Origin of the sequence: Parapedobacter sp. ISTM3 (genome assembly GCF_016533505.1) — a bacterium.
Taxonomy (GTDB): domain Bacteria; phylum Bacteroidota; class Bacteroidia; order Sphingobacteriales; family Sphingobacteriaceae; genus Parapedobacter; species Parapedobacter luteus.
Window position 1 is genome coordinate 150184 of sequence record NZ_JAENGN010000005.1, and the last position, 20718, is coordinate 170901.

Here is a 20718-nt window from a genome sequence, read left to right on the forward strand (position 1 = left end):
ATCAAAACGAAGAAGCGATGAAAACCATATCAATAAAAAAATACATCACAATGGCCTTCACTGGTGGCGCATTGGCATTGAGCAGCTGCTCCGAATTTTTGAACGAGTCGGATCCGAGCAACTTTACCGTGGAGAATTATTTTACCAAGCCGGAGCATGCCCGGAGTTCGGTAAATGCTATTTATGCGAGTATGCGCGATCCGCTGTCAAGCGGTTTCGGCGGAGGGGCTTGGATGATGACCGAATTTGCGACCGGGTTGGCGGCCACGGATTTGGGGCAGGCCGTCAACAGTTATTTCGTCAAGGATTTGAATAACACATCTGACAACGGTTATGGCCAAACTATCTGGGCATCTTACTACCGAGGAATTGGGAATGCCAACCTTTCCATTGCTAAAATTCCGGAAATCACGATGGATAGCAACGAGGCGACCAGACTGTTGGGCGAAGCACATTTTTTGCGGGCTTGGTATTATTTCGAACTGATCCGTATGTTTGGCCACATTCCCTTGGTCACCGAACCCATTTCATTGCAGTCAGAGCAGCTAAGGCCGCTACAAGCCGATCCCGAAGCTGTCTACAATTTGATTATAGCCGATCTGGCGGTTGCGGAGGAAGCAGGGTTGCCTTGGAGAGATCCTTCGGGAAGGGTTAGCTTGGGTGCAGTGAAGTCGTTGCTCGCGGAGGTGTACCTGACGATGGCAGGTTATCCATTGCAAAAGGGGGAAGCTTATTACAGGCTCGCAGCCGAAAAGGCTGAAGAGGTCATCAACTCGGGAACATTTGAGCTATTTGATGATTATGCCTCGCTGCATGATCCAAGCATGAAAAATATTATCGAGAATATTTTCATGATCCAGTTCAAGACGCAGATAATCGTGCCCAACTGGCAGGTATCCATCATTCCCTACAACAAAAACATTTCACAGTATGCCGATGAGACCGGAGGCATCTATGCAACGGCGGATTTCGCTGAATCCTATGAGCCGGGTGATTTGCGGGCGCAGGAAAAGCAATTTTTCTTTACCCAATTTACCCACGAATCCAACCGAAACCAAGTGGTCGATCTCGGTGGATATTTCATCTGGAAGCTATTCGATGAGGTAGCGCAGACCACCACGGCAAACAGTGACCTGAATTGGTCCGTGATACGCTATGCAAATGTACTATTGACGTTTGCCGAGGCATCTAACGAGGTCAACGGCCCTACCGCTGCGGCATACGACGCGGTCAACGCCATTCGGTCACGGGCTGAACTGGACGATCTCGAGAACTTGTCAAAGGAGAATCTGCGGGAAGCCATTTGGAAAGAACGGTGGTATGAATTGTGTTTCGAAAACAAAACGTGGTATGACATGGTGCGTTTGCGCAAGGCGTACAACGTCAGGACTAAGCAATTCGAAGATTTTGTAGGGCATCGGTTTACGTATGGGCCGGTGTTGAGAGAGCGGGAACTGCTATTCCCGATACCGACCAGCGAGGTGCGGAACAACACCAACTTGGTGCAAAACAGTGGCTATTAGTCGGGTGATTTACCACGTTTTAAGGATTAATTGTTTAAATTTGGAAGTCATAACCCAATAATAAATCAATCAATATCATATGGAAACAGGCAAGCTGTCAAAGCAGGCGTTATCATTAATCAATAATTGTAACAATAAAAAATAGCGATATGAGTACAACGAATAATTTCCCCAAACTACACAATGCCACTTGGCCCGGAATTGTTGGCAAGGGCCCGGATTCGGAACCGGTAATCCCCTTTGACGACCTGCTGGCTTACACGGCCGCAGCAGAAGTCAACGGTATAAAATTCGACGGCGTAGACATCGGCTTGCTCGATCCGCATGTCGATATCAACGGCGGACGGGATGAGGCCAATCGGCTGGCAGACAAGGTGGCGGCGCATAATCTCAAGATCGGATCGTTGGTAGCCCCCATTTGGGCAGGTTCGGCAATGGGGAGTAAGGAGAGCCGGACGGTATTTGTAGATATGGTGCGCAAGGCCTGTCAGTTTGCCCAGCGTCTAAACGAATTGGGTATACGCCCTTACGGGGTAATCCGAATCGACTCCTCCTGTACACCTGCCGATTGGGCGGCCGATCCGGCAGGCAACACCAAGATTATCGCGGAAACGTTTCGCGAAGCCTGTGACGTGGCCGCCGATTATGGGGAGCGGCTAGCTGCTGAAGGGGAGATCTGCTGGGGCGGAATGCACAGCTGGAAAACCATGATCGATACATTGGAAGCGGTAGACCGGCCGAACATTGGCTTTCAAGCAGATATGTCCCATACGTTTCTCTACCTACTGGGCTATAATAGGCCTGAAGACCGTATACTCCCTGAAAATTTTCAATGGGATGATCGGGAAGCACTCACCGAAGGGCTACGGGAGCTTACGCATGCATTGCGCCCATGGACGATAGATTTCCATGTGGCGCAAAATGACGGGACGGTCTTCGGATCCGGCTCGCATGATAAGACCGGAAGGCATTGCTTGCCTAATGATCCGAATGGTAAGCTGGACATCGCCAAGGATGCGGGCCACTGGCTGCGCGACGAGCAGGGGCGGCTAACCAAGGCGTTCAACCATATCTGCTGGGATGGTTGTATGTTTCCCAATGCCGTGTTGAATCAGCAACAGACCTGGAACGATATTCTGGCAGCATTGATAAGTGTTCGCGAAGCACATGGGTGGCAAGCATAGTGATTGATTAACAACAAAAACAAGAAATATGAGCGACAACAAGAAAAAATTGAGAATAGGATTAATCGGTTGCGGCTTCATGGGCCGTACGCATGCCAATGGTTACAACCGGGTGCCCAACTTTTTCCCTGAATTGCAGTACCAACCGGTTTTACAGGCGGTATGTTCAAGACGGGAGGAAAAAGTAAAAGCCTTTGCCAATCAATGGGGGGTTGCTTCGTATGAAACGGACTGGCGGCAGCTCATCGCGCGTGACGATATCGATGCTGTTGATATTTGTACGCCCAATCACCTGCACGCCGAAATTGCTGTGGCAGCTGCCGAGGCAGGAAAAATGGTGCTTACGGAAAAGCCATTGGCCAGAAACCTGGAAGAAGCTAAGAGCATGGTAGATGCCGTCTCAAAAGCCGGTGTGCCCAATACCGTTTGGTATAATTACCGGCGTCTGCCCGCCGTGACCCTGGCGAAAAAAATCGTCGCCTCCGGCAAGCTCGGTAAAATTTTCCATTACCGCGCGAACTTCCTGCAAGACTGGACGATCAATGCCGACCTTCCGCAAGGTGGAGATGCCGCATGGCGGATGGATGTCGATGTAGCCGGGTCGGGGGTGACAGGCGATCTGCTTGCCCATTGCATCGATACGGCGATGTGGTTGAACGGTGGAATTACGGAAGTTTCGGCCGTTACCGAAACGTTTGTAAAGCAGCGCGTCCATCTGGATACGGGCAAATTGCAAGAGGTGGGAATAGACGATGCCTGTATCTTCCATTGTCGCTTTGCGAACGGGTCGCTGGGCTTATTCGAATCGACCCGGTATGCCCGGGGGCATAAAGCCCTTTATACCTTCGAGATCAATGGTGAGCATGCTTCGATTCGCTGGGATTTGCACGATTTGAACCGGCTGGAGTACTTCGATAACGCGGTCGATTCGGATGTCAAAGGGTGGAGCTCCATCCATGTGACGAATGGCGACCACCCTTACATGGAAAAATGGTGGGTGCCCGGTTTGGGTATCGGTTATGAACATAGTTTCGTTCATCAGGTTGCCGATTTCCTGAAAAGCCTGGAGACGGGCGAGCCCTGCCAGCCCGACTTCAAAAATGCGTATGAAACGCAAAAAGTTTGTGAGGCAGTTATCGAGTCTGCCAAGTCACGCAGTTGGAAGGGGACGGAGGTGGAAATTGGCTAGCGTTTGTTTTATCATAATCGACATAAGATGTTAAAATCATGGAGTTACCTCCGGGGCTATATAAGCGCCGGAGGATTTGTGTTGTGTGCGTTGGCGTTGGCAAGTTGTACTTCGGGCGGCAAACAGCAGACTGAACAGCCGGGTAATCAGGACGAATTTGCAGTGCTATTTGACGGGGTCAGTTTGGCCGGATGGCGCGGCGACTCTGCGCTTTGGCGGGTAGAAGATGGCGCCATCGTCGGTGAAATTACGCCGGACAGGAAATTGGAACGGAATTCATTTATCATCTGGGAAGGCGGCCGGCCGGCAGACTTTGAGCTGATCGCCGAATATCGGCTGACCGGTCAGGGAAACAGCGGTTTTAATTACCGCAGTGAGGAATTGCCGGACGTTCCTTTTGCTTTGCGGGGCTACCAAGCCGATATCGACGCGGCTAATACCTACACGGGGCAAAATTATGAGGAGCGCGGCCGAACAATCCTGGCCTTCCCAGGGCAGCAAATGCACCTCCCGCCGGTGGAAGGCGAGATAGGCGACTATGCCAAGGGGAATGTTTGGACCGCAGGAGTCGAAACAGGCTCCCTGGGCGACCGCGATTCATTGAAAGCGCATATCAAACATGAAGACTGGAATGAGCTCCGCATTGTGGCCAAAGGAAACCGCTTGCAGCATTACATCAACGGGATATTAATGAGTGAGGTGGTTGACGATGACGAGAAAAATCGTAAATTTGAAGGCTTGATGGGATTTCAGGTGCATGTTGGCCCACCAATGAAAATTGCTTTCAGGAATATACGATTGAAGAACCTTTAATAGGAGTTTCTTAACCTTATGAATGATGTAAACGCTGGCTTTTCCGCCGAACGCATGGTGTTTCAGGAGTGGGTTGCTCATCAAATAGCGCCCCATGTCGCTGAGGGGGAATGGCAAGCCTTGCTCGACCAGGTCGGCCGTTTGCGTGCCGACCCGCAGCCACACTTCTTGGCAAAGATTTTTACGACTATTCCCAGGGTCCTTAAGTCGGTCGGTAAAGATGAGCGGATTACCTTGGCGGACGCCGATAAGCGCACGGGGCGGCTGCCATTGGTGGTAACGGACTGGCCCTTGATGCGGTTGATTAGGGTGTGGGTACTGATGAATATCCCGGCATTGGACGAAACGGCCTACGTATCGCTGATAGAACGGCTGTTCAAATACGGCGAAGTGGAAGAGCTGGCCGCGCTTTATGCAGCGTTGCCTGTATATGACTATCCCGCGGCATGGCGACTTCGTTGCACGGAAGGCATCAGAAGTAATATGGCACCCGTGAGGCAAGCCGTTATGGTGAACAACGACTATCCAAGTCGGTTTTTGGATGAAGGGGCATGGAACCAACTGGTGTTGAAGGCGTTTTTTACGGACGAAGATATCCCGCACATTATCGGTCTGAAACAGCGCAACAACGCACGGTTGGCGGAAGCATTGGTAGACTATGCCTATGAGCTTCACGCCGCCAAAAGAACCATCAATCCCATGCTGTGGATATTGGTAGCGCCATTTGTGGATGAAAGAGCATACCGGCTGATGGAACAAATCATACTGAAAAGTCAGCAGCTGCACGAGCGGAAAGCGATTGCTTATGCTTTCCAAATGAGCAGCTACCGTCCGGCAACGGACTTTATGACAGGAAATAGCGAATTAACAGATTTATTGGATACGGCCGACACGCCCTGGGTCGGCTGGCCGGAACAAACGAATTAAGGGTTATGTGTAATTATAACGAACGCGATCGGGCATCGATGGGGCAGCGCGTCGCGCTGGAATTGGATTTGGTGAAGGGATTTCGATTTTTCGACCCGCATATCCACATGGTTTCAAGGACGACAGATGACTACCAGGCCATGGCCGATGCTGGCGTGGTCGCCGTCATCGAACCAGCCTTCTGGGTAGGGCAGCCCCGTACCGGAATAGATACGTTCAGGGACTACTACAGCAGCTTAATCGGCTGGGAGCGGTTTAGGGCGTCGCAATTCGGGATAAAACACTTCTGCACCATCGGATTAAATTCCCGAGAAGCCAATAACGAGGCGTTGGCAGAAGAAGTGATGGAACTGCTGCCCTTCTTTATTTATAAAGAAGGGGTGGTCGGTGTCGGTGAAATTGGCTTTGACGACCAAACCGCTGCGGAAGAAAAATATTACCGGCTACAGCTGGAACTTGCCAAGGAAGCGGGCCTTCCCGTACAGGTGCATACGCCGCACCGTGATAAAACCAAAGGAACCTCCCGTAGCATGGACATTGCCCTGGAGCATGGATTGGATCCGGGAATGGTCATTATTGACCACAACACCGAAGAAACGGTCAAGGAAGTCTTGGACAAAGGATTTTGGGCTGCCTTTACGATATATCCCTTTACCAAGATGGGGAATGAGCGCATGGTCGAGATTGTCAAACAGTACGGGCCGGAACGTATCTTGGTCAATTCCGCGGCAGATTGGGGCATCAGCGATCCGCTGGCAGTACCTAAAACCGCCGCATTGATGGTCAAAAGCGGACTCCCTAAAGCGACCATTGAACAAGTGTGTTATCAGAATGCGGTGGCTGCTTTTTCTCAAAGCGGACAGCTTGATGAGGCCATGCTGAATGAAAAGGCCAGCATCGACCAAGGTAAAAAATTTGCCGGCAATTCGGTGTTGAGAGGGGGGCAACAGCCCCGCAGGGATGCTGATTCCATCATCATTTCCTAGGCAATCGGATGAGTATCGTGTGGAAAGCGTATATGCAGCTGATGCGGCCGGCGAATATTGTCACGGCCATATCTGACGTCATGGCGGGAGCCGCCATCGCAACGCTGCACGTTGCCGATAGCCCCGGCGATCGCCCCCTGATTTACTGGGTATTGATGGCGCTATCCACAATGGGGCTGTATGGCGGCGGGGTGGTATTCAACGACGTGTTTGATGCCCGGTTAGATGCCGTAGAACGGCCGGAGCGTCCTATCCCCAGCGGAAGAGTGCCGGTAAGGCATGCCGTCTGGCTAGGTGCAGCCCTGTTTGCATTGGGTGCCTTGACGGCAAGTTTCTTGGGCGGCACCTCCTTGTTTATCGCCATTTCCATTGTGTTGATGTGCTTGCTGTATGACAAATGGGCGAAGCACCATGCCGTGGCCGGCCCGTTGGCCATGGGACTATGCAGGGGATTGAACCTTCTTTTAGGAATTAGCTTATTCCCCGCGGCACTGCCCGCGGTTTGGCTATTGGCCGGAATACCGGTCATCTATATAGCAGCAGTTACCACTATCAGTCGGGGAGAAGTGCATGGCGGCAAACGAAGCCCGTTGCTTTTTTCGGCCCTGTTATATGGTGTTGTGATTGGGCTTATCGCCTATCATGGTGCCCTGAAAAGCGAGACGTGGTTTAGTATGATCGTTTTATTGGTTTTTGCCACGATCATCTATAGTCCACTTCTCAAAGCGGTCCGTACACTGGCACCGCCGGATATTCGAAAATCCGTGAAATATGGCGTACTCGCGCTGATTTTTATGAATACGGCATGGGTAGCCGCCGCTGGCCTGTGGGAGCTGGCCGTCTTTGTTTTGTCACTTTTTCCGATATCCATTTGGTTGTCAAAAATGTTTTCGGTTACTTAACAAGCTTTTTGATCAGCTGTGATTCCTATCGTTGCATGTGCGATGTCGAATGCGGTGGGATGAAGGATCGCGAATGAAGTGTTTAGATCACGAAATATGATTAAGGAATCAATTAAACAATCGTTTACGGTGACCTACCGATATCAGGTTCATTTTACGGAGGATTTATTTGCAGCGAGCAATCCGGTACTCGCACGTTTTTTTGCAAGTCATGCTTCGGATACCGTGGCTAAAGCGCTGGTGGTTGTTGACGACGGCGTAGCAACCCACCATCCCGAACTTTTGCCCCAGGTCCGTGCCTATTTTGCCGCTTTGTCGGGGATTTTACTGGTTGACGATCTCATTGTCGTAAATGGCGGTGAGTATGCAAAAAATGACCATGCGGTTGTCGACAAGATTATAGCCGCCGTAGATCAGTACGGCATAGACCGGCATTCTTATATCATTTGCATTGGTGGCGGCGCCGTCCTGGATGCGGTAGGTTACGCGTCTGCCATTGCACACCGAGGAATCCGGCATATCCGCGTTCCGACAACCGTTTTGTCACAAAACGACTCAGGGATAGGCGTGAAAAACGGTATCAATTACTTGGGTAAAAAGAACTTCATCGGTACGTTCAGCCCACCGTTTGCCGTCTTTAATGATTTTTCGTTTTTACAGACCCTGTCTGACCGGGCGTGGCGTTCAGGGATATCCGAGGCGGTCAAAGTGGCCTTGATTAAGGATGCCGTTTTTTTTGAGTGGATTGCGGCACATGCCGATGCGCTGTATCACCGCGATGCCGATGCGATGGCATACCTGATCTACCGATGCGCTGAATTGCATTTACAGCATATCGCCGGTGCAGACCCGTTTGAGTTCGGCTCGTCTCGGCCATTGGACTTTGGCCATTGGAGTGCGCATAAACTGGAGCAGCTTTCGGGCTTCAACGTAATGCATGGCGAAGCAGTAGCCATCGGTATTGCACTGGATAGCATGTACTCCCACCTGAGGGGATATTTATCTTATGCGGATGCGCAGCGCGTTATCCACCTACTGCAAGCCCTTGGGTTGCCCATTTCCCACACGTTGCTGCATACAACGGCATCAGACCATCCGTTGCTTATCGGGCTGGAAGAATTTCGCGAACATCTTGGGGGAAGGCTCACCATTATGTTGTTGCAGGGCATCGGTACCGGGGTGGAGGTCCATCATATGGATACGGACCACGTGCTAGCTGCGGCCGCCGTGCTGCAAAATGATTTTGAAATTCAACTGTGAAGTTATGCTGACAAAATACGGGCACCTTACCTATTGCACCAATATCCATGGCGGTGAAAGCTGGCAGGACCATTTCGACATCCTGAAGGCGACATTTCCAATGATCAAAGCGCAGGTATCGGGAGACGCTCCGCTGGGAATCGGTCTCCGGTTGTCGGATATCGCAAGTCGGGATTTGCAAGATCCTGCACGGTTGCAAGCATTCAAAGACTGGCTGTCGGAGCAGGGTGCTTACGTATTTACGATGAATGGGTTTCCTTTTGGCGCCTTTCACGACGATGTGGTGAAAGCACATGTGCACACACCTGATTGGACGACCGCCGAGCGCTTGCATTACACCTTGCGGTTGTTTGATATACTGGTACAGCTGGTTCCGGAGGGGATGGACGGCGGGATTTCGACATCGCCATTGGGGTATCGCCATTGGTATAACGGCTCGGCAAGCCAATGGACCAGCATGCGGAAACGAGCTACGGAGCAGCTCATCGATGTCGCTGCTTACTTGATTGGCCTACAACGCAGTTCTGGTAAGACATTGCATATCGATATCGAGCCCGAGCCTGATGGTGTGCTGGAGACCGGCCCTGAATTTATCGACTGGTTTACGCAGGAGCTGGTCCCCGCGGGGGTGGCCGGCCTGACAGACCGGCTGGGCATGACGCCTGCCGAGGCCGAGGATGCATTAAAACGTCATGTTCGGCTCTGCTATGATGTCTGCCATTTTGCACTGGGATATGAGCATCATCCAGCGGTTATTGAAGAACTTAACCGTCATGGAATAAAAATAGGCAAATTTCAAATCAGTGCGGCCGTTAAGGCGCAGTTACCTGTTGATCAGGCTGGTCGTCTTGCAGTCGGTGAAGCGTTCATGGCCTTTGACGAACCGACCTACTTGCACCAGGTACTTGCGAAGCACCGCAATGGCGATGTGCGCCGATTTAAAGACCTGCCCGAAGCACAGGATGCCCTTTATGACAGGGACGCTGTGGAATGGCGGTCGCATTTTCATGTCCCGGTATTTTTGGAAGATCTTGGCATGCTCAAGTCTACCCAGTCAGACATCATTGAAGTATTGAGGCTACAACGCGATCGACGGTTGACAGCCCACCTGGAAGTGGAGACCTATACCTGGGGCGTATTGCCCCGGGATTTGCAGTTGCCCATCGCAGACTCCATATCGCGGGAACTACTATGGGTGCTCAACGAATTTTAAACGACATGAGGAAAACGGTTGTTCTGGATGTTGTGGGATTGTCATCCGCCTTAATTGGCGACAAGACGCCTTTTTTGACATCCTATCTGACGCAAAACCAGTTGACGAAGATAAAACCGATGCTACCGGCCGTTACCACGGCCGTGCAATCGACGTATCTGACCGGCCATTGGCCATCAGCGCACGGCATTGTCGGCAACGGCTGGTACGATCGCGTGGACTGCGAGATAAAGTTCTGGAAGCAGTCCAACAAGCTTGTTCAGCGAGAATCCGTGTGGGACACCGCAAAGCGGCTCGATCCCAATTTTACCTGCGCCCAACTCTTCTGGTGGTACAACATGTATTGCGGAGCGGATTATTCCGTTACACCCCGACCAAATTATTTGGCTGATGGCAGAAAGATTCCCGACTGCTATGCATACCCGGCGTCGTTGCGGGATGAACTGCAAGCAAAATTCGGTCAGTTTCCCCTGTTCAATTTCTGGGGCCCGGGGGCGAATATCGCATCCTCCCAATGGATTGCGGATGCCGCCATGTATGTGGAGGAAAAATACAGTCCAACGTTAAGTCTTGTTTATTTGCCCCACTTAGATTACTGCCAGCAAAAATTCGGTCCTGACCTGGCGAATATCGGCAAAGAAGTAATGGAGATTGATGCGTTATTGAAGCAGTTGGTCGAGTTTTACGAACAGCGGGGCGCAAACATCATCCTGCTGTCAGAATATGGCATCGTGCCGGTATCGCGCCCCATACATATCAATCGAATATTGCGCGAAGAGGGGCTTCTTGGCATCCGTGTGGAGCGGGGTTTGGAATTGCTTGATGCAGGTGCCTCCCAAGCGTTTGCCGTGGCAGACCATCAAGTTGCCCACATCTATACCCAAAACGATGAGGTGGAAAAGCGGGTCATGGCGAGATTGGAGCAAGTGGAGGGAATTGAGCGGTTGCTGGATGATGCCGCGAAAAAGGAAGCACATATCGACCATGAACGGGCGGGCGACTTAATCGCCGTCGCCAAGCCGGATAGTTGGTTTACCTATTATTTCTGGCTGGATGACCGGGTGGCCCCCGATTATGCGCGGATGGTAGATATCCATAAGAAGCCAGGTTACGACCCCGTGGAAATGTTCATGACCTCTAAACTACGTGCAGGCTATAAGCTGCTACGCAAAAAGTTGGGGTTTCGCTACGTGCTGGATGTGATTCCGTTGGATGCCACGTTGGTCAAAGGCTCACATGGCGCAATCGATATTCCGGAAGCGTATTATCCCGTACTGATTACTAAAGAACGGCAAGAAACGGACAAGCTGGAGCCAACCGCTGTCAGGGATATCATCCTGGCTAGCCTTACCTCCTGAAGCCAGTCCAGTATCCTTTCAAGAAAGCAGGAGTTTAGCTTTGTATATCATTACCTGGTAAATCACCAAGCTGCCGCAGTAGACGCCTACATCCCACTGCTTGAAGCCAGCAATGGCACCGCGCTGCTACTGGATCCCCAGAGCGGAGCCTTCGGCAAAACACCGTGCGCATTGAAGTAGCCAACCTCATGGCCAACCGCATACGGGATATGGACAGGAAGGGAATGGAGTGGCGGCACTACCATGAGATTAACTTTGTAAATATCGACTATCAACCGTTCAACGCGGCCGGATGGCCTGTCCAGCCATCCGGCTTAACAGGCCGAACAATGATTGTCCGTTATAAAAACGAATAAATTGACGTAAATATCAGGTAAACCCCCTATATTGATGCGCTAAAATCCAAAAAGGGGGTTGACATATGAAGCCAGTATCCATGTTTGAGTATATCCACATCAATGAATATTCCGCTACGCCGAAATACCTGCAGCTTGCTAATGCAGTTATCGGTGCGGTTGAAGCCGGAAAAATACAGAAAGGCGACATGCTGCCATCGATCAATGAGCTGAGCTATGTGCTGGAAATATCGCGTGATACGGCAGAAAAGGGGTATAAGCATTTGAAGCAATTGGGCGTATTGGGGTCAGTACCGGGCAAAGGGTATTACATTACCAACGCCGACTTCAAGCAGAAATTGCAAATCGTGCTGTTTTTCAACAAGCTGAGCGCGCATAAGAAGATTGTGTATGATTCGTTCGTGCAAGCTATCGGAAGCGATGCCGCCGTCGACTTTTATATTTATAACAATGACTTATCGCTTTTCAGGAAGCTGCTCCAGAACCTCAAGCAGGAATATACACATTACGTCATCATCCCGCACTTTATCGAAGGACGCGACAAAGCTGCAGACATTATTAATACGATCCCGAAGGACAAACTGGTGCTGTTGGACAAAATAGTACCCGAGGTCGAAGGTGAATACGCCGCAGTATATGAAGATTTCGAGCGCGATATCTATGAGGCGCTGGAGCAAGCCAGGGAACAGCTGGGCAAATACCACACTCTGAAACTGATCTTTCCCGACAAGAGCTATTTCCCGAAGGGCATTATCAAGGGATTCTATCGGTTTTGCCAACAATATGCATTTAATCATCTGCTGGTAAGCGACATTTTGGAGGAACCCATATCGGAAGGCGAGGTTTACATTAACCTCATGGAAGATGATTTGGTAAAGTTACTTGACCGGGTGATATCCTTGAAGCTGCAAATCGGCAAACAGGTGGGGGTTATCTCGTATAATGAAACCCCCTTGAAAAAATTTATTTTAAATGGCATCACCACCATCTCCACGGACTTCAAGCGCATGGGCGAAGCCGCGGCGATGCTCATCCTGGAAAATACAAAACGCCACGAGAAGGTGCCTTTTTATCTGACCCTCAGGCCTTCGGTTTAGCGATCGGCGACCACCGACCGCTGTCACCGGCTACTGGTCACCGGCAGAGGAAGCTGCTCGATAACCCCCGTCACCACTTCGGGCAATTTATTGATAGCCTGTTCGGGATTTCTTACTTCCCCGGTACCGCGTGCCTGCCAGATCACCCTGTTCGTTCGCCTATCTTTGGCCTCGATAATGATGTGGCCAGCACGATAACGTTCCTGGCCGATAGGCCGGTTCCACCCGTAGCCCCAGCCCAAGCCCCAGCCCGGACCCCACATCCACGGATTGTAGCCCCAAAAACCCCATGGTCCAAAAGGATAACCGCCATATATCGGCCGGTTTTTGTTGTTTACAATAGCGACGTACCGGAAGAGCAAATCCGGATTGTCCTTGCTATAGGTCAATCCCCGTGCTTCCAATTCCCGATTTGCGGTTTCCATAATGTTGGCTTGTGCGATGTCGTTGTCAAAATACGATTTGGACAGCGAGTCAACCGGAGGGAGCCAGCCGTACGTGCGGTATTGCGAAAAATCAGTTCCCTCGATTTTCGTCGTGTGGTATTTGTAAGACGAACATGACGCCAAAAGCAATAAAGGTGCAATATATAACAATAACCGTTTCATGGTTACAATCTCCTATAATCAGTTTATTATGTTAGACTGTAGAGGGACGTAATGGTTTAATCGTGATGCGCATGATGCGGCATGCCATGCACCTCAACAGGGCATGGCATCTTCTTTCTTCCGACCGTTGCGCCACGGGATTACAGTGGATAACGGGCTACGAGCGGCATTGATCGGCCCGCGCCGAAGGCTTTGCTGCTTACGCGCAATATCGGAGGCGCTTGGAAACGCTTGAATTCAGCTTTGTCTACCAGGCTGATGACCCGATGCACCAAATCCTCATCAAAACCCAGGGCGATAATTTGTGCAGCGCTTTTTTCATTTTCGATGTATTGGAAGAGCACCGCATCCAGTAGTTCATATTCCGGGAGCGAGTCGCTGTCCTTTTGTCCGGGTCTCAATTCGGCGGAAGGGGGTTTAATGATCGTATGTTCGGGTATCACCAGCCGTTCGCGGTTGATATACCCCGCAAGCTTATAAACCTGTGTTTTATAAACATCGCCGATGACCCCCAAGGCCCCGGCCATGTCACCATATAAGGTTCCGTAGCCAACGGCGGCCTCGCTTTTGTTGGACGTATTGAGCAGGATGTATCCCCGTTTATTGGCAAACGCCATCAGCAACGTCCCGCGGATACGGGCTTGGATATTTTCTTCTGTCAAATCGGGCGCTAATCCGCTGAATGATCTTTCAAGACTTTGGTTAAACGCGTCTGCCATCGGTTGGATGGGGATAATCTCATGATGGCAACCTGTATTGTGCACCAAATCCAGCGCGTCGGTAACCGAGTGGTCACTCGAATATACCGAAGGCATGAGCACCGCCATGACATTTTCAGGGCCAAGGGCTTCACAGGCCAATGCGGCCACCACGGCCGAGTCAATCCCACCGGACAGGCCGACAACCGCTTTTTTAAAGCCTGACTTGCTGAAGTAATCGCGGATACCCAATAGCAGCGCTTGGTGAATGAGTGGAGTGTCGAGCGGAGGCTGCACGGCAGGTGTTTCGTGCAGGGGCGTGACGGTGCCATCTTTCAGTTCATAGCATTTCAGGTCTTCTTCAAAGGACGCCATCATGTCGACGCATTCACCAGCCGCATCCAGCACAATGGAGCGGCCATCGAAGATGATGTCGGCATGTGCACCAACATGATTGAGGTATAAAAGCGGAGCCTGCGTTTGACGCGCATGGGCAACCAGCACAGCCATGCGCTCACGCAGGTGGTTGTACGAAAACGGCGAGGCCGCAATGTTGATGATAATATCCGGATTCTCTTCGCGCAGTGCATCCATCGGATTCCTGCGGTACAGTTTTGGCGTGGCGATGTTCCACAGATCCTCGCAAATGGTGAGGGCGATGGTCTGCTCCTTGTAGCGGATGCATCCAAACGTCTCGGCCGGCTGGAAGTACCGGTATTCATCGAATACGTCATAGTCAGGCAGTAAGCCTTTATGCACCACACGTTGCACCTTGCCTTCGGCGATGAATAACGCCGCATTGAACAGCGGCTTCCCCTTGCCCGTGGTGTTGCGTACAGGAGTCCCGATGATGCAGGCAATGTCCTGGCACTGCTTGGCGATTTCCACAACGGCAGCTTCGCATTGATCCAGAAAAGCTCCGGATCGCAACAGGTCTTTTGCCGGATAGCCGCCGATGGCAAGCTCGGCGAAGATAACCATGTCAGCACCGCGGTTTTTCGCTTCCTGTATCGCCCAGGTAATGGCTGACTGATTACATCCAAAATTACCGATATGGTAGTTGAGCTGAGCTAAAGCGATGATCATCCGTTTTGGGGTTTGGTAATGACTAAAATAAGATCCCGAAATTGAAGGCCACATACGAGTTGCGGCCATCGCCATGATTAACGGCGGTTGTAAATCCGTTATTGAAGCTCAACCCCGTCATCATGACCAGGTTGTGATCGAGCTGCCATTCCACGCCGCCGCCGATTTGCAGCGCCAGGCGGAAAAATTTAGCGCCGTCCAGCTTGGTACGATTGTCCGCCTCGGCCAGCTTTTCTTTGGCATTCAACCGAAAGCCCGACGTGAAGCCGAATTGCCCATAGTAACTTCGGAAATACCGCATGGTACTCTTCAGCTTGAGGGATAGCGGAATCTCCGCATATTGCAGGCGATATGTGGTACGTAAGCTCGTATTGGGAGCACTGGATACCGGATCGGGGAAGGTGATCTCGCTGTTCATGGTATTGATGAGCAAACCGGTGGAAAAATAGTAGTTTTCCGTAAAAGCGAAATCCGCAAGCAAGCCGTAAGCGTATCCGAATTTCGGGCTGCTTTCATAACCGTCGTTATCACCGTAGCGCATCCACCCCATATTGGGTGAAAAGGTTATACCCAACGATATGGGCTTGTATTGATAAGTAGAACTGTAATAGTCCTGGGCAATGCCGGGTCGCAGGATAAGCGCGAATAGGAGGATTAGCAGGGGGATTCGTATCGTTTTCTTTTGCATGGTATAAGGTGCTCCGTCAAATTTCTTAACTTCGTTGCCGGCTAACGAACAAAAATGATGCTCAAAAACCGTGCACCGCAAATTTATTGCTTTTTTTTGATTGTCGCGCTGTTTTCGTGCAGTAGGCGTGAGCGCATAGACGTCAGTCACATCGATGTTGAGATCCGTATCGAACGCTTTGATAAAGCATTGGATAGCCTGGCACCGGGCAATATCCTACAGAAAAACCAGGAGTGGCTCGACCGGTATGGCGCCTTTTATAGCGATTACATGCGGTACATGCTTGAGGCTGGTAATCCCCTGGACAGTGGTCAGTTGGCATCCGTGTTGGAGCGGGTCATTGCAACGGATGATTTCAAGGCATTGAAAACCAGTGTGTATGAGACTTACCCAGATTTGACGGCCCAGGAAGCCGGATTGACCGACGCATTCAAGCACCTCAAGTATTACTTTCCTGAAATCAGTATCCCGCGGTTCATCGCTTTTTTTTCGGGATTTGCGGTGCAGACGCCCATTGGGTCAGACTACATCGGTATCGGACTGGATATGTTTCTTGGGGTTGATTCAAAGTTTTATCCGGCCCTGCGGGAAAGCATTCCCTACTACCTGTCCCGGCGGTTTACCCCTGAGAACATCGTGCCAAGGGTTACGGAGAGCTATATACGCGAAGAGCTGTATCCGCAGGATGAGCTGGACGTTACGCTGCTGCAGCACATGGTTTACCAAGGAAAGGTACTGTACGTGATGGAGCGGGTGATGCCCGATGTGGCAGACAGTCTGAAAATCGGGTACACCGGCCAGCAGTGGGCATGGGCCAATCGTTTTGAGCGGGATATCTGGGCTTGGTTCTTGCAGGAAAATCTACTTTATGAGGCGGATTACAATCGCATCCAGAAGTATTTGGGCGAGGCTCCATTTACACCCGAGCTGGGTGAACAAAACGAATCGGCACCCAAGCTGGGTGTCTTTATCGGTTGGTAGAAGGTAAGAAAATACATGGATCGTTATCCGGAAACGGCGTTGATGGAATTGCTGCGCATTACCGATGCGCAGACTATTCTTGACGGATCGAAGTATCGCGGGCGATGAAATAAAACTGTCTTGTACTTGGACTTTTGAAGTTCCTTAAAAATTTATTTTCATTGATGCCCAACTGTTTCTCCAAATTTTTGATTTGGTGGGTGGAGCAGACTGAATTACTCATAGAAATGGATTAATGATCCTTAATCTCTTTTCAACCAGCATATTGTGCTGCATGTCTTCAGAATATAATAAGGAGCAGTCCGCCGAAATGCATAAGCCACGACAACTGCATCAAACAATTGGAATTGGTACCTTTTAATCAGCTTCTGTGCGTGTTGGTATACTTCTTGGGAAAAACCGGTTAAAAGCGAATAAGGAAGCCACTGCATCAAAGCGTCTATCGATTCCAACTTATCCATTGAAAGCCGCCTTTGGCAGACGTTCAGATATTCGCTGACGACTTGCGGGGATACAATAGGAGTATCTACCACGAGACGTTGGGCAACAATGCGTTTGTGCGAACCGGCATCCTTTTCATGGAGATAGATAAGGATATTGGAGTCCAACGCATAGCGATCAGTCATAATCGTTTGCTTCGTCACGGTCAAATTTAAACCCTGATAAATCCATCCGGTATTTGTTCAACCCTTTTTCCAATGCTTTGATCCGCTTCTCTTTATCGGCCGTTACGGTTTCATCGACTTTCGGCGTTTCCAATTCAAAAGCCAGCACCTCCACCGTTTTCCCGACCAGATTATCGGGAAGACGGATAGTTAGGCTATTTTTTGTTGGCTTTATGATCGTTCGAACCATCTCGTTGCTCTCCTTTCTGACACAAAAATACTAAAATATTCCTCATCGTTACTCACTTTCCTTTATGCCTCGCTTTTATTAGCTTGTTATGCACCTCAAGCAGAGCATAATACTTGTCTTTCCAGTAATCTCGGTACTGTGTCATAGAGCGGGTGATGCCCGATGTGGCAGACAGTCTGAAAATCGGGTACACCGGCCAGCAGTGGGCATGGGCCAATCGTTTTGAGCGGGATATCTGGGCTTGGTTCTTGCAGGAAAATCTACTTTATGAGGCGGATTACAATCGCATCCAGAAGTATTTGGGCGAGGCTCCATTTACACCCGAGCTGGGTGAACAAAACGAATCGGCACCCAAGCTGGGTGTCTTTATCGGTTGGTAGAAGGTAAGAAAATACATGGATCGTTATCCGGAAACGGCGTTGATGGAATTGCTGCGCATTACCGATGCGCAGACTATTCTTGACGGATCGAAGTATCGCGGGCGATGAATAAAAAAGCCCACAGCAGATTGTTGCGGGCTTTTCAATACTCAACTTCTTACTTTATTTATCTATCACCTCCACCTCAAAATCAAGGGAGAAAAATTGGGGAAGACTGACATTTCCATATTGATCGCGTCTCCCACTGATGCCATATGCCTCGGAACTCGGTACAAAAAATCTGATTTTGCCCCCTTTGTTGACTAAGGGGATGATTTTAGTCCAAGCCGATATGGTGCCGCCGGCCAGATTTAATTCTACATCCGTGCCGGATTCCCTTACACTACCGTCGGGGTTCCGTAATGTGTAATTGGCATTTACCGTAGAATCAGCCGTGATCACATCTCCATTGCCCTGTTCTGCAATGTGGTAATAAATATTATCCGCCGTCTTCGTAAAATCGTCTATATTGAGCCCGGCGCTGGAAATCATACGCTGAATAACACCATCCTCGTAATCCTCAAAATTATCATGCACGGTTACCACGTAATCCAACGAAGCGTTTGGTGGGATGCCCTGGCTGGGTGAGCCGTTGCGTCCATACATGATGCGGGAAGGCACGATGATGCGGATTTTACCGTTTGTCTTTTGCAGCACTTCGCGGATCACCTCCTTGAAGTCGCCCGTACGCTCCACCGTGGGGGTGCCGGCTGCCGACGAACCAAAGGGAAAGTACCCGAAATAATCGGCATAGCGGTTGTTAAAGCTCAACGTATCGCCGGAATTATAGGCCCCATCCAAGCTTCTCACGGTATACACCACCGGATAGGTCTTCGTGTAATCAATCGGATTGCCGGTACCTTCCTCCAATACCTGATAGAACAAATCCGTTTCCTTGTATTGGCTGACGTTGAGGTTATTTCGCTGAATATACTCACGGATATTGGCGTTGTCCAGTTCTTCGAACGATTGGTATTCTTGCTTTCCACATCCCGCCAGCAATGCGACAATCGCGATACCTGCCGCTATACAAGAAGTTGATTTGATCATCGGTATATAAAGATAGCTAATTTAGTTGCAAATGATTTATGGATTGTTGTTGGAGCTTGGCTCGTCAATTTCGACAATTTCAATGTCGTAGAATAAGGGCGAATTGGCGGGGATATTGCCACTGCTACCATTCCTGTAGGCGAAATACGAGGGCGTGACGATACGGATCCGGCCACCCCGTTTCAAGCCGTTTGTGGTGATGCCACCAAATTCCACAGGCTCATCCAACAGCTCGCCGTCTTCATCGTACCGGATTTCACGCGGAAAAAGGGCTGCCTGCCATATATCAGGTTCGTTATTCCAAGCAAGTTCCTCACCCTCATCATCATCTACGGACCGGACCACAGCATCGGATTGCACCAATCGGGTGGTGTATCTGACATGCACCTCAGGTGCTTCGATCATGTATCCACCGGGGGCATTCGGATTTGATATCACTTTGTATTGGTAAGAGGCATCATCACCCGGTGCTATGACCTCGTACCATATGCGCATACCCAGAATCTCGTGATATTGCGGATTCGCCAGGTTTTCCCTCGCATACGCCTCAATGATGGGCCTTTCGATTTCATATTGCGCCGCATGGTCAAATGGCTCTTCGTCATCAATGCATGACGAAAAGCCAAAAGCCGTTACCAAACCCAACAATAGTACATTTATTTTTTTCATAATACTACACGTTCAACCTTGCGAGTTGCAAAGTTATTTAAATAAATCAATTAATTAGTTCCTTAACACTATTTAACAAATCATGAAAACAAAGGTTTGGCTAACCTGCTGGAAACCAATGGTCCATAATGTGTGTGCCTTATTAAACGGAAAAGCGCTGCCGATTGCTACACGCCTATGGAAAATTTCGGCGGTTTATCATGTTATTCGCGCTGGGCGCCGAAAACCTGTACCCAGTAATTGCCGTCATGGGCGATAGCCATTTCTTTATACGAATCGCGCATGATGTTGGCACAATGACTCGGACTCTCAAGCCACTTTTGAATGGCAGTCTCCAGATCGAACTTGCCGAAAGCAATGTTTTCGCCGTAAGTAAGAACTGCGCTGGCCGTGGAGATATACCCCGCTTTGATAAGCCGATGGTATATATTTTCGCCCGAGGGGCTTGTGTGGCTGAAATAACTATTGAGGTGCATGTCTTTCGCGTGGGCCAGGGCAGCTGCGTAAAGGTTGGTATTCCACGTTACGCTGGACGTAGCCGGCATCGGCTGGTTACCGCAATCACAGCCTTTTTGCCGCAATGCATTGACTTTGGCTAATGCTAAAATAATCGTCGAGTCAGTCTCTATCGAAGCATCTGGTGGGTTACTGCCGTTACCGGACGGAATATCCGTGGGCGTTGTTGGGACAGGCTCCAACGATTCATTGACGTTCGGCTCACAGGCAGACAGCACAATGAACAAGCAGAGCACCACTTGCGTTGAATATTTTAACATAGGTAGCTGTTAAATTTCCTGCAAGCTAATAAATTACTGTGAAAAAGTGCAAATTTTTCTTGCACTTTTTCACAGTCCCC

At 50.1% G+C, this 20718-nt stretch carries 22 protein-coding genes; 14 read left to right on the forward strand and 8 right to left on the reverse strand.

The window, feature by feature from the left end; genetic code table 11:
* The first annotated feature begins 17 nt into the window (after positions 1-17).
* From JHJ32_RS09035 to JHJ32_RS09090, 12 genes are all read left to right on the forward strand, one after another.
* Positions 18-1523 carry a RagB/SusD family nutrient uptake outer membrane protein gene (locus JHJ32_RS09035; protein ID WP_200120767.1) on the forward strand — a complete coding sequence of 502 codons (1506 nt, stop codon included), beginning with the start codon at positions 18-20 and terminating at the stop codon, positions 1521-1523.
* Between the two features lie 149 nt (positions 1524-1672).
* A complete protein-coding gene (locus JHJ32_RS09040) occupies positions 1673-2707 on the forward strand; it encodes a sugar phosphate isomerase/epimerase (RefSeq protein WP_200120768.1) in 1035 nt (344 codons plus the stop codon).
* Positions 2708-2735: 28 nt separating this feature from the next.
* Positions 2736-3896 carry a Gfo/Idh/MocA family protein gene (locus tag JHJ32_RS09045; protein WP_079715252.1) on the forward strand — a complete coding sequence of 387 codons (1161 nt, stop codon included), beginning with the start codon at positions 2736-2738 and terminating at the stop codon, positions 3894-3896.
* A 27-nt stretch (positions 3897-3923) separates the two neighbouring features.
* A complete protein-coding gene (locus tag JHJ32_RS09050) occupies positions 3924-4709 on the forward strand; it encodes a DUF1080 domain-containing protein (protein ID WP_200120769.1) in 786 nt (261 codons plus the stop codon).
* A gap of 18 nt (positions 4710-4727) precedes the next feature.
* On the forward strand, positions 4728-5636 hold the full coding sequence (locus JHJ32_RS09055; RefSeq protein ID WP_200120770.1) for an EboA domain-containing protein: 909 nt from the start codon (positions 4728-4730) through the stop codon (positions 5634-5636).
* 5 nt (positions 5637-5641) lie between these two features.
* Positions 5642-6622 (forward strand): TatD family hydrolase, encoded by a 981-nt coding sequence (locus tag JHJ32_RS09060; protein WP_200120771.1) that lies wholly within the window; start codon positions 5642-5644, stop codon positions 6620-6622.
* 8 nt (positions 6623-6630) lie between these two features.
* Positions 6631-7524, forward strand: coding sequence for a UbiA-like protein EboC (gene eboC, locus JHJ32_RS09065; protein WP_200120772.1), 894 nt, complete (start codon positions 6631-6633; stop codon positions 7522-7524).
* Between the two features lie 96 nt (positions 7525-7620).
* Entirely contained in the window at positions 7621-8784 is a 1164-nt protein-coding gene (locus JHJ32_RS09070; protein ID WP_200120773.1) for a 3-dehydroquinate synthase, read from the forward strand.
* A gap of 4 nt (positions 8785-8788) precedes the next feature.
* Positions 8789-9997: a metabolite traffic protein EboE gene (eboE, locus tag JHJ32_RS09075; protein ID WP_200120774.1), complete on the forward strand. Its 1209-nt coding sequence runs from the start codon at positions 8789-8791 to the stop codon at positions 9995-9997.
* A gap of 5 nt (positions 9998-10002) precedes the next feature.
* Positions 10003-11355 carry an alkaline phosphatase family protein gene (locus JHJ32_RS09080; protein WP_200120775.1) on the forward strand — a complete coding sequence of 451 codons (1353 nt, stop codon included), beginning with the start codon at positions 10003-10005 and terminating at the stop codon, positions 11353-11355.
* Between the two features lie 164 nt (positions 11356-11519).
* Positions 11520-11711 carry a hypothetical protein gene (locus JHJ32_RS09085; protein ID WP_200120776.1) on the forward strand — a complete coding sequence of 64 codons (192 nt, stop codon included), beginning with the start codon at positions 11520-11522 and terminating at the stop codon, positions 11709-11711.
* Between the two features lie 65 nt (positions 11712-11776).
* Positions 11777-12808, forward strand: a complete 1032-nt coding sequence (locus tag JHJ32_RS09090) for a GntR family transcriptional regulator (RefSeq protein WP_079715259.1) — start codon at positions 11777-11779, stop codon at positions 12806-12808.
* A gap of 23 nt (positions 12809-12831) precedes the next feature.
* Here JHJ32_RS09090 and JHJ32_RS09095 read toward each other — a convergent pair whose 3' ends face one another.
* The 3 genes from JHJ32_RS09095 to JHJ32_RS09105 all read right to left on the reverse strand — a co-directional run bounded on the left by JHJ32_RS09095 (position 12832) and on the right by JHJ32_RS09105 (position 15888).
* On the reverse strand, positions 12832-13416 hold the full coding sequence (locus JHJ32_RS09095; RefSeq protein WP_200120777.1) for a DUF4136 domain-containing protein: 585 nt from the start codon (positions 13414-13416) through the stop codon (positions 12832-12834).
* 140 nt (positions 13417-13556) lie between these two features.
* Positions 13557-15200 (reverse strand): NAD+ synthase, encoded by a 1644-nt coding sequence (locus tag JHJ32_RS09100; RefSeq protein WP_200120778.1) that lies wholly within the window; start codon positions 15198-15200, stop codon positions 13557-13559.
* Positions 15201-15222: 22 nt separating this feature from the next.
* On the reverse strand, positions 15223-15888 hold the full coding sequence (locus tag JHJ32_RS09105) for a porin family protein (RefSeq protein WP_200120779.1): 666 nt from the start codon (positions 15886-15888) through the stop codon (positions 15223-15225).
* A gap of 54 nt (positions 15889-15942) precedes the next feature.
* On the opposite strand from JHJ32_RS09105, the gene JHJ32_RS09110 reads away from it, so the two are divergent.
* Entirely contained in the window at positions 15943-16869 is a 927-nt protein-coding gene (locus JHJ32_RS09110; RefSeq protein WP_370584488.1) for a gliding motility lipoprotein GldB, read from the forward strand.
* 242 nt (positions 16870-17111) lie between these two features.
* Here the strand turns inward: JHJ32_RS09110 and JHJ32_RS09115 are convergent, their stop codons facing one another.
* Both JHJ32_RS09115 and JHJ32_RS09120 read right to left on the reverse strand, forming a co-directional pair.
* Positions 17112-17513, reverse strand: coding sequence for a PIN domain-containing protein (locus tag JHJ32_RS09115; RefSeq protein WP_370584489.1), 402 nt, complete (start codon positions 17511-17513; stop codon positions 17112-17114).
* A complete protein-coding gene (locus JHJ32_RS09120; protein ID WP_079715264.1) occupies positions 17488-17724 on the reverse strand; it encodes a hypothetical protein in 237 nt (78 codons plus the stop codon). Before JHJ32_RS09120 ends, JHJ32_RS09115 begins: the two co-directional genes overlap by 26 nt.
* A 155-nt stretch (positions 17725-17879) precedes the next feature.
* On the opposite strand from JHJ32_RS09120, the gene JHJ32_RS09125 reads away from it, so the two are divergent.
* The gene (locus JHJ32_RS09125; protein ID WP_200120781.1) at positions 17880-18104 is read left to right on the forward strand and encodes a hypothetical protein; all 225 of its coding nucleotides are present in this window, start codon (positions 17880-17882) and stop codon (positions 18102-18104) included.
* 162 nt (positions 18105-18266) lie between these two features.
* On the opposite strand, the gene JHJ32_RS09130 is transcribed toward JHJ32_RS09125, so the two are convergent.
* From JHJ32_RS09130 to JHJ32_RS09140, 3 genes are all read right to left on the reverse strand, one after another.
* Positions 18267-19193 carry an FKBP-type peptidyl-prolyl cis-trans isomerase gene (locus tag JHJ32_RS09130; RefSeq protein ID WP_200120782.1) on the reverse strand — a complete coding sequence of 309 codons (927 nt, stop codon included), beginning with the start codon at positions 19191-19193 and terminating at the stop codon, positions 18267-18269.
* A gap of 36 nt (positions 19194-19229) precedes the next feature.
* A complete protein-coding gene (locus JHJ32_RS09135) occupies positions 19230-19862 on the reverse strand; it encodes an FKBP-type peptidyl-prolyl cis-trans isomerase (protein ID WP_200120783.1) in 633 nt (210 codons plus the stop codon).
* A 203-nt stretch (positions 19863-20065) separates the two neighbouring features.
* Positions 20066-20638 (reverse strand): CAP domain-containing protein, encoded by a 573-nt coding sequence (locus JHJ32_RS09140; RefSeq protein WP_200120784.1) that lies wholly within the window; start codon positions 20636-20638, stop codon positions 20066-20068.
* Positions 20639-20718: the final 80 nt, after the last annotated feature.

Coding starts and splice junctions, on each gene's coding strand:
- JHJ32_RS09035 (WP_200120767.1), top strand. CDS start 18: ATGAAAACCATATCAATAAAAAAATACATCACAATGGCCTTCACTGGT.
- JHJ32_RS09040 (WP_200120768.1), top strand. CDS start 1,673: ATGAGTACAACGAATAATTTCCCCAAACTACACAATGCCACTTGGCCC.
- JHJ32_RS09045 (WP_079715252.1), top strand. CDS start 2,736: ATGAGCGACAACAAGAAAAAATTGAGAATAGGATTAATCGGTTGCGGC.
- JHJ32_RS09050 (WP_200120769.1), top strand. CDS start 3,924: ATGTTAAAATCATGGAGTTACCTCCGGGGCTATATAAGCGCCGGAGGA.
- JHJ32_RS09055 (WP_200120770.1), top strand. CDS start 4,728: ATGAATGATGTAAACGCTGGCTTTTCCGCCGAACGCATGGTGTTTCAG.
- JHJ32_RS09060 (WP_200120771.1), top strand. CDS start 5,642: ATGTGTAATTATAACGAACGCGATCGGGCATCGATGGGGCAGCGCGTC.
- eboC (WP_200120772.1), top strand. CDS start 6,631: ATGAGTATCGTGTGGAAAGCGTATATGCAGCTGATGCGGCCGGCGAAT.
- JHJ32_RS09070 (WP_200120773.1), top strand. CDS start 7,621: ATGATTAAGGAATCAATTAAACAATCGTTTACGGTGACCTACCGATAT.
- eboE (WP_200120774.1), top strand. CDS start 8,789: ATGCTGACAAAATACGGGCACCTTACCTATTGCACCAATATCCATGGC.
- JHJ32_RS09080 (WP_200120775.1), top strand. CDS start 10,003: ATGAGGAAAACGGTTGTTCTGGATGTTGTGGGATTGTCATCCGCCTTA.
- JHJ32_RS09090 (WP_079715259.1), top strand. CDS start 11,777: ATGAAGCCAGTATCCATGTTTGAGTATATCCACATCAATGAATATTCC.
- JHJ32_RS09095 (WP_200120777.1), bottom strand. CDS start 13,416: ATGAAACGGTTATTGTTATATATTGCACCTTTATTGCTTTTGGCGTCA.
- JHJ32_RS09100 (WP_200120778.1), bottom strand. CDS start 15,200: ATGATCATCGCTTTAGCTCAGCTCAACTACCATATCGGTAATTTTGGA.
- JHJ32_RS09105 (WP_200120779.1), bottom strand. CDS start 15,888: ATGCAAAAGAAAACGATACGAATCCCCCTGCTAATCCTCCTATTCGCG.
- JHJ32_RS09110 (WP_370584488.1), top strand. CDS start 15,943: ATGATGCTCAAAAACCGTGCACCGCAAATTTATTGCTTTTTTTTGATT.
- JHJ32_RS09120 (WP_079715264.1), bottom strand. CDS start 17,724: ATGGTTCGAACGATCATAAAGCCAACAAAAAATAGCCTAACTATCCGT.
- JHJ32_RS09125 (WP_200120781.1), top strand. CDS start 17,880: ATGCCCGATGTGGCAGACAGTCTGAAAATCGGGTACACCGGCCAGCAG.
- JHJ32_RS09130 (WP_200120782.1), bottom strand. CDS start 19,193: ATGATCAAATCAACTTCTTGTATAGCGGCAGGTATCGCGATTGTCGCA.
- JHJ32_RS09135 (WP_200120783.1), bottom strand. CDS start 19,862: ATGAAAAAAATAAATGTACTATTGTTGGGTTTGGTAACGGCTTTTGGC.
- JHJ32_RS09140 (WP_200120784.1), bottom strand. CDS start 20,638: ATGTTAAAATATTCAACGCAAGTGGTGCTCTGCTTGTTCATTGTGCTG.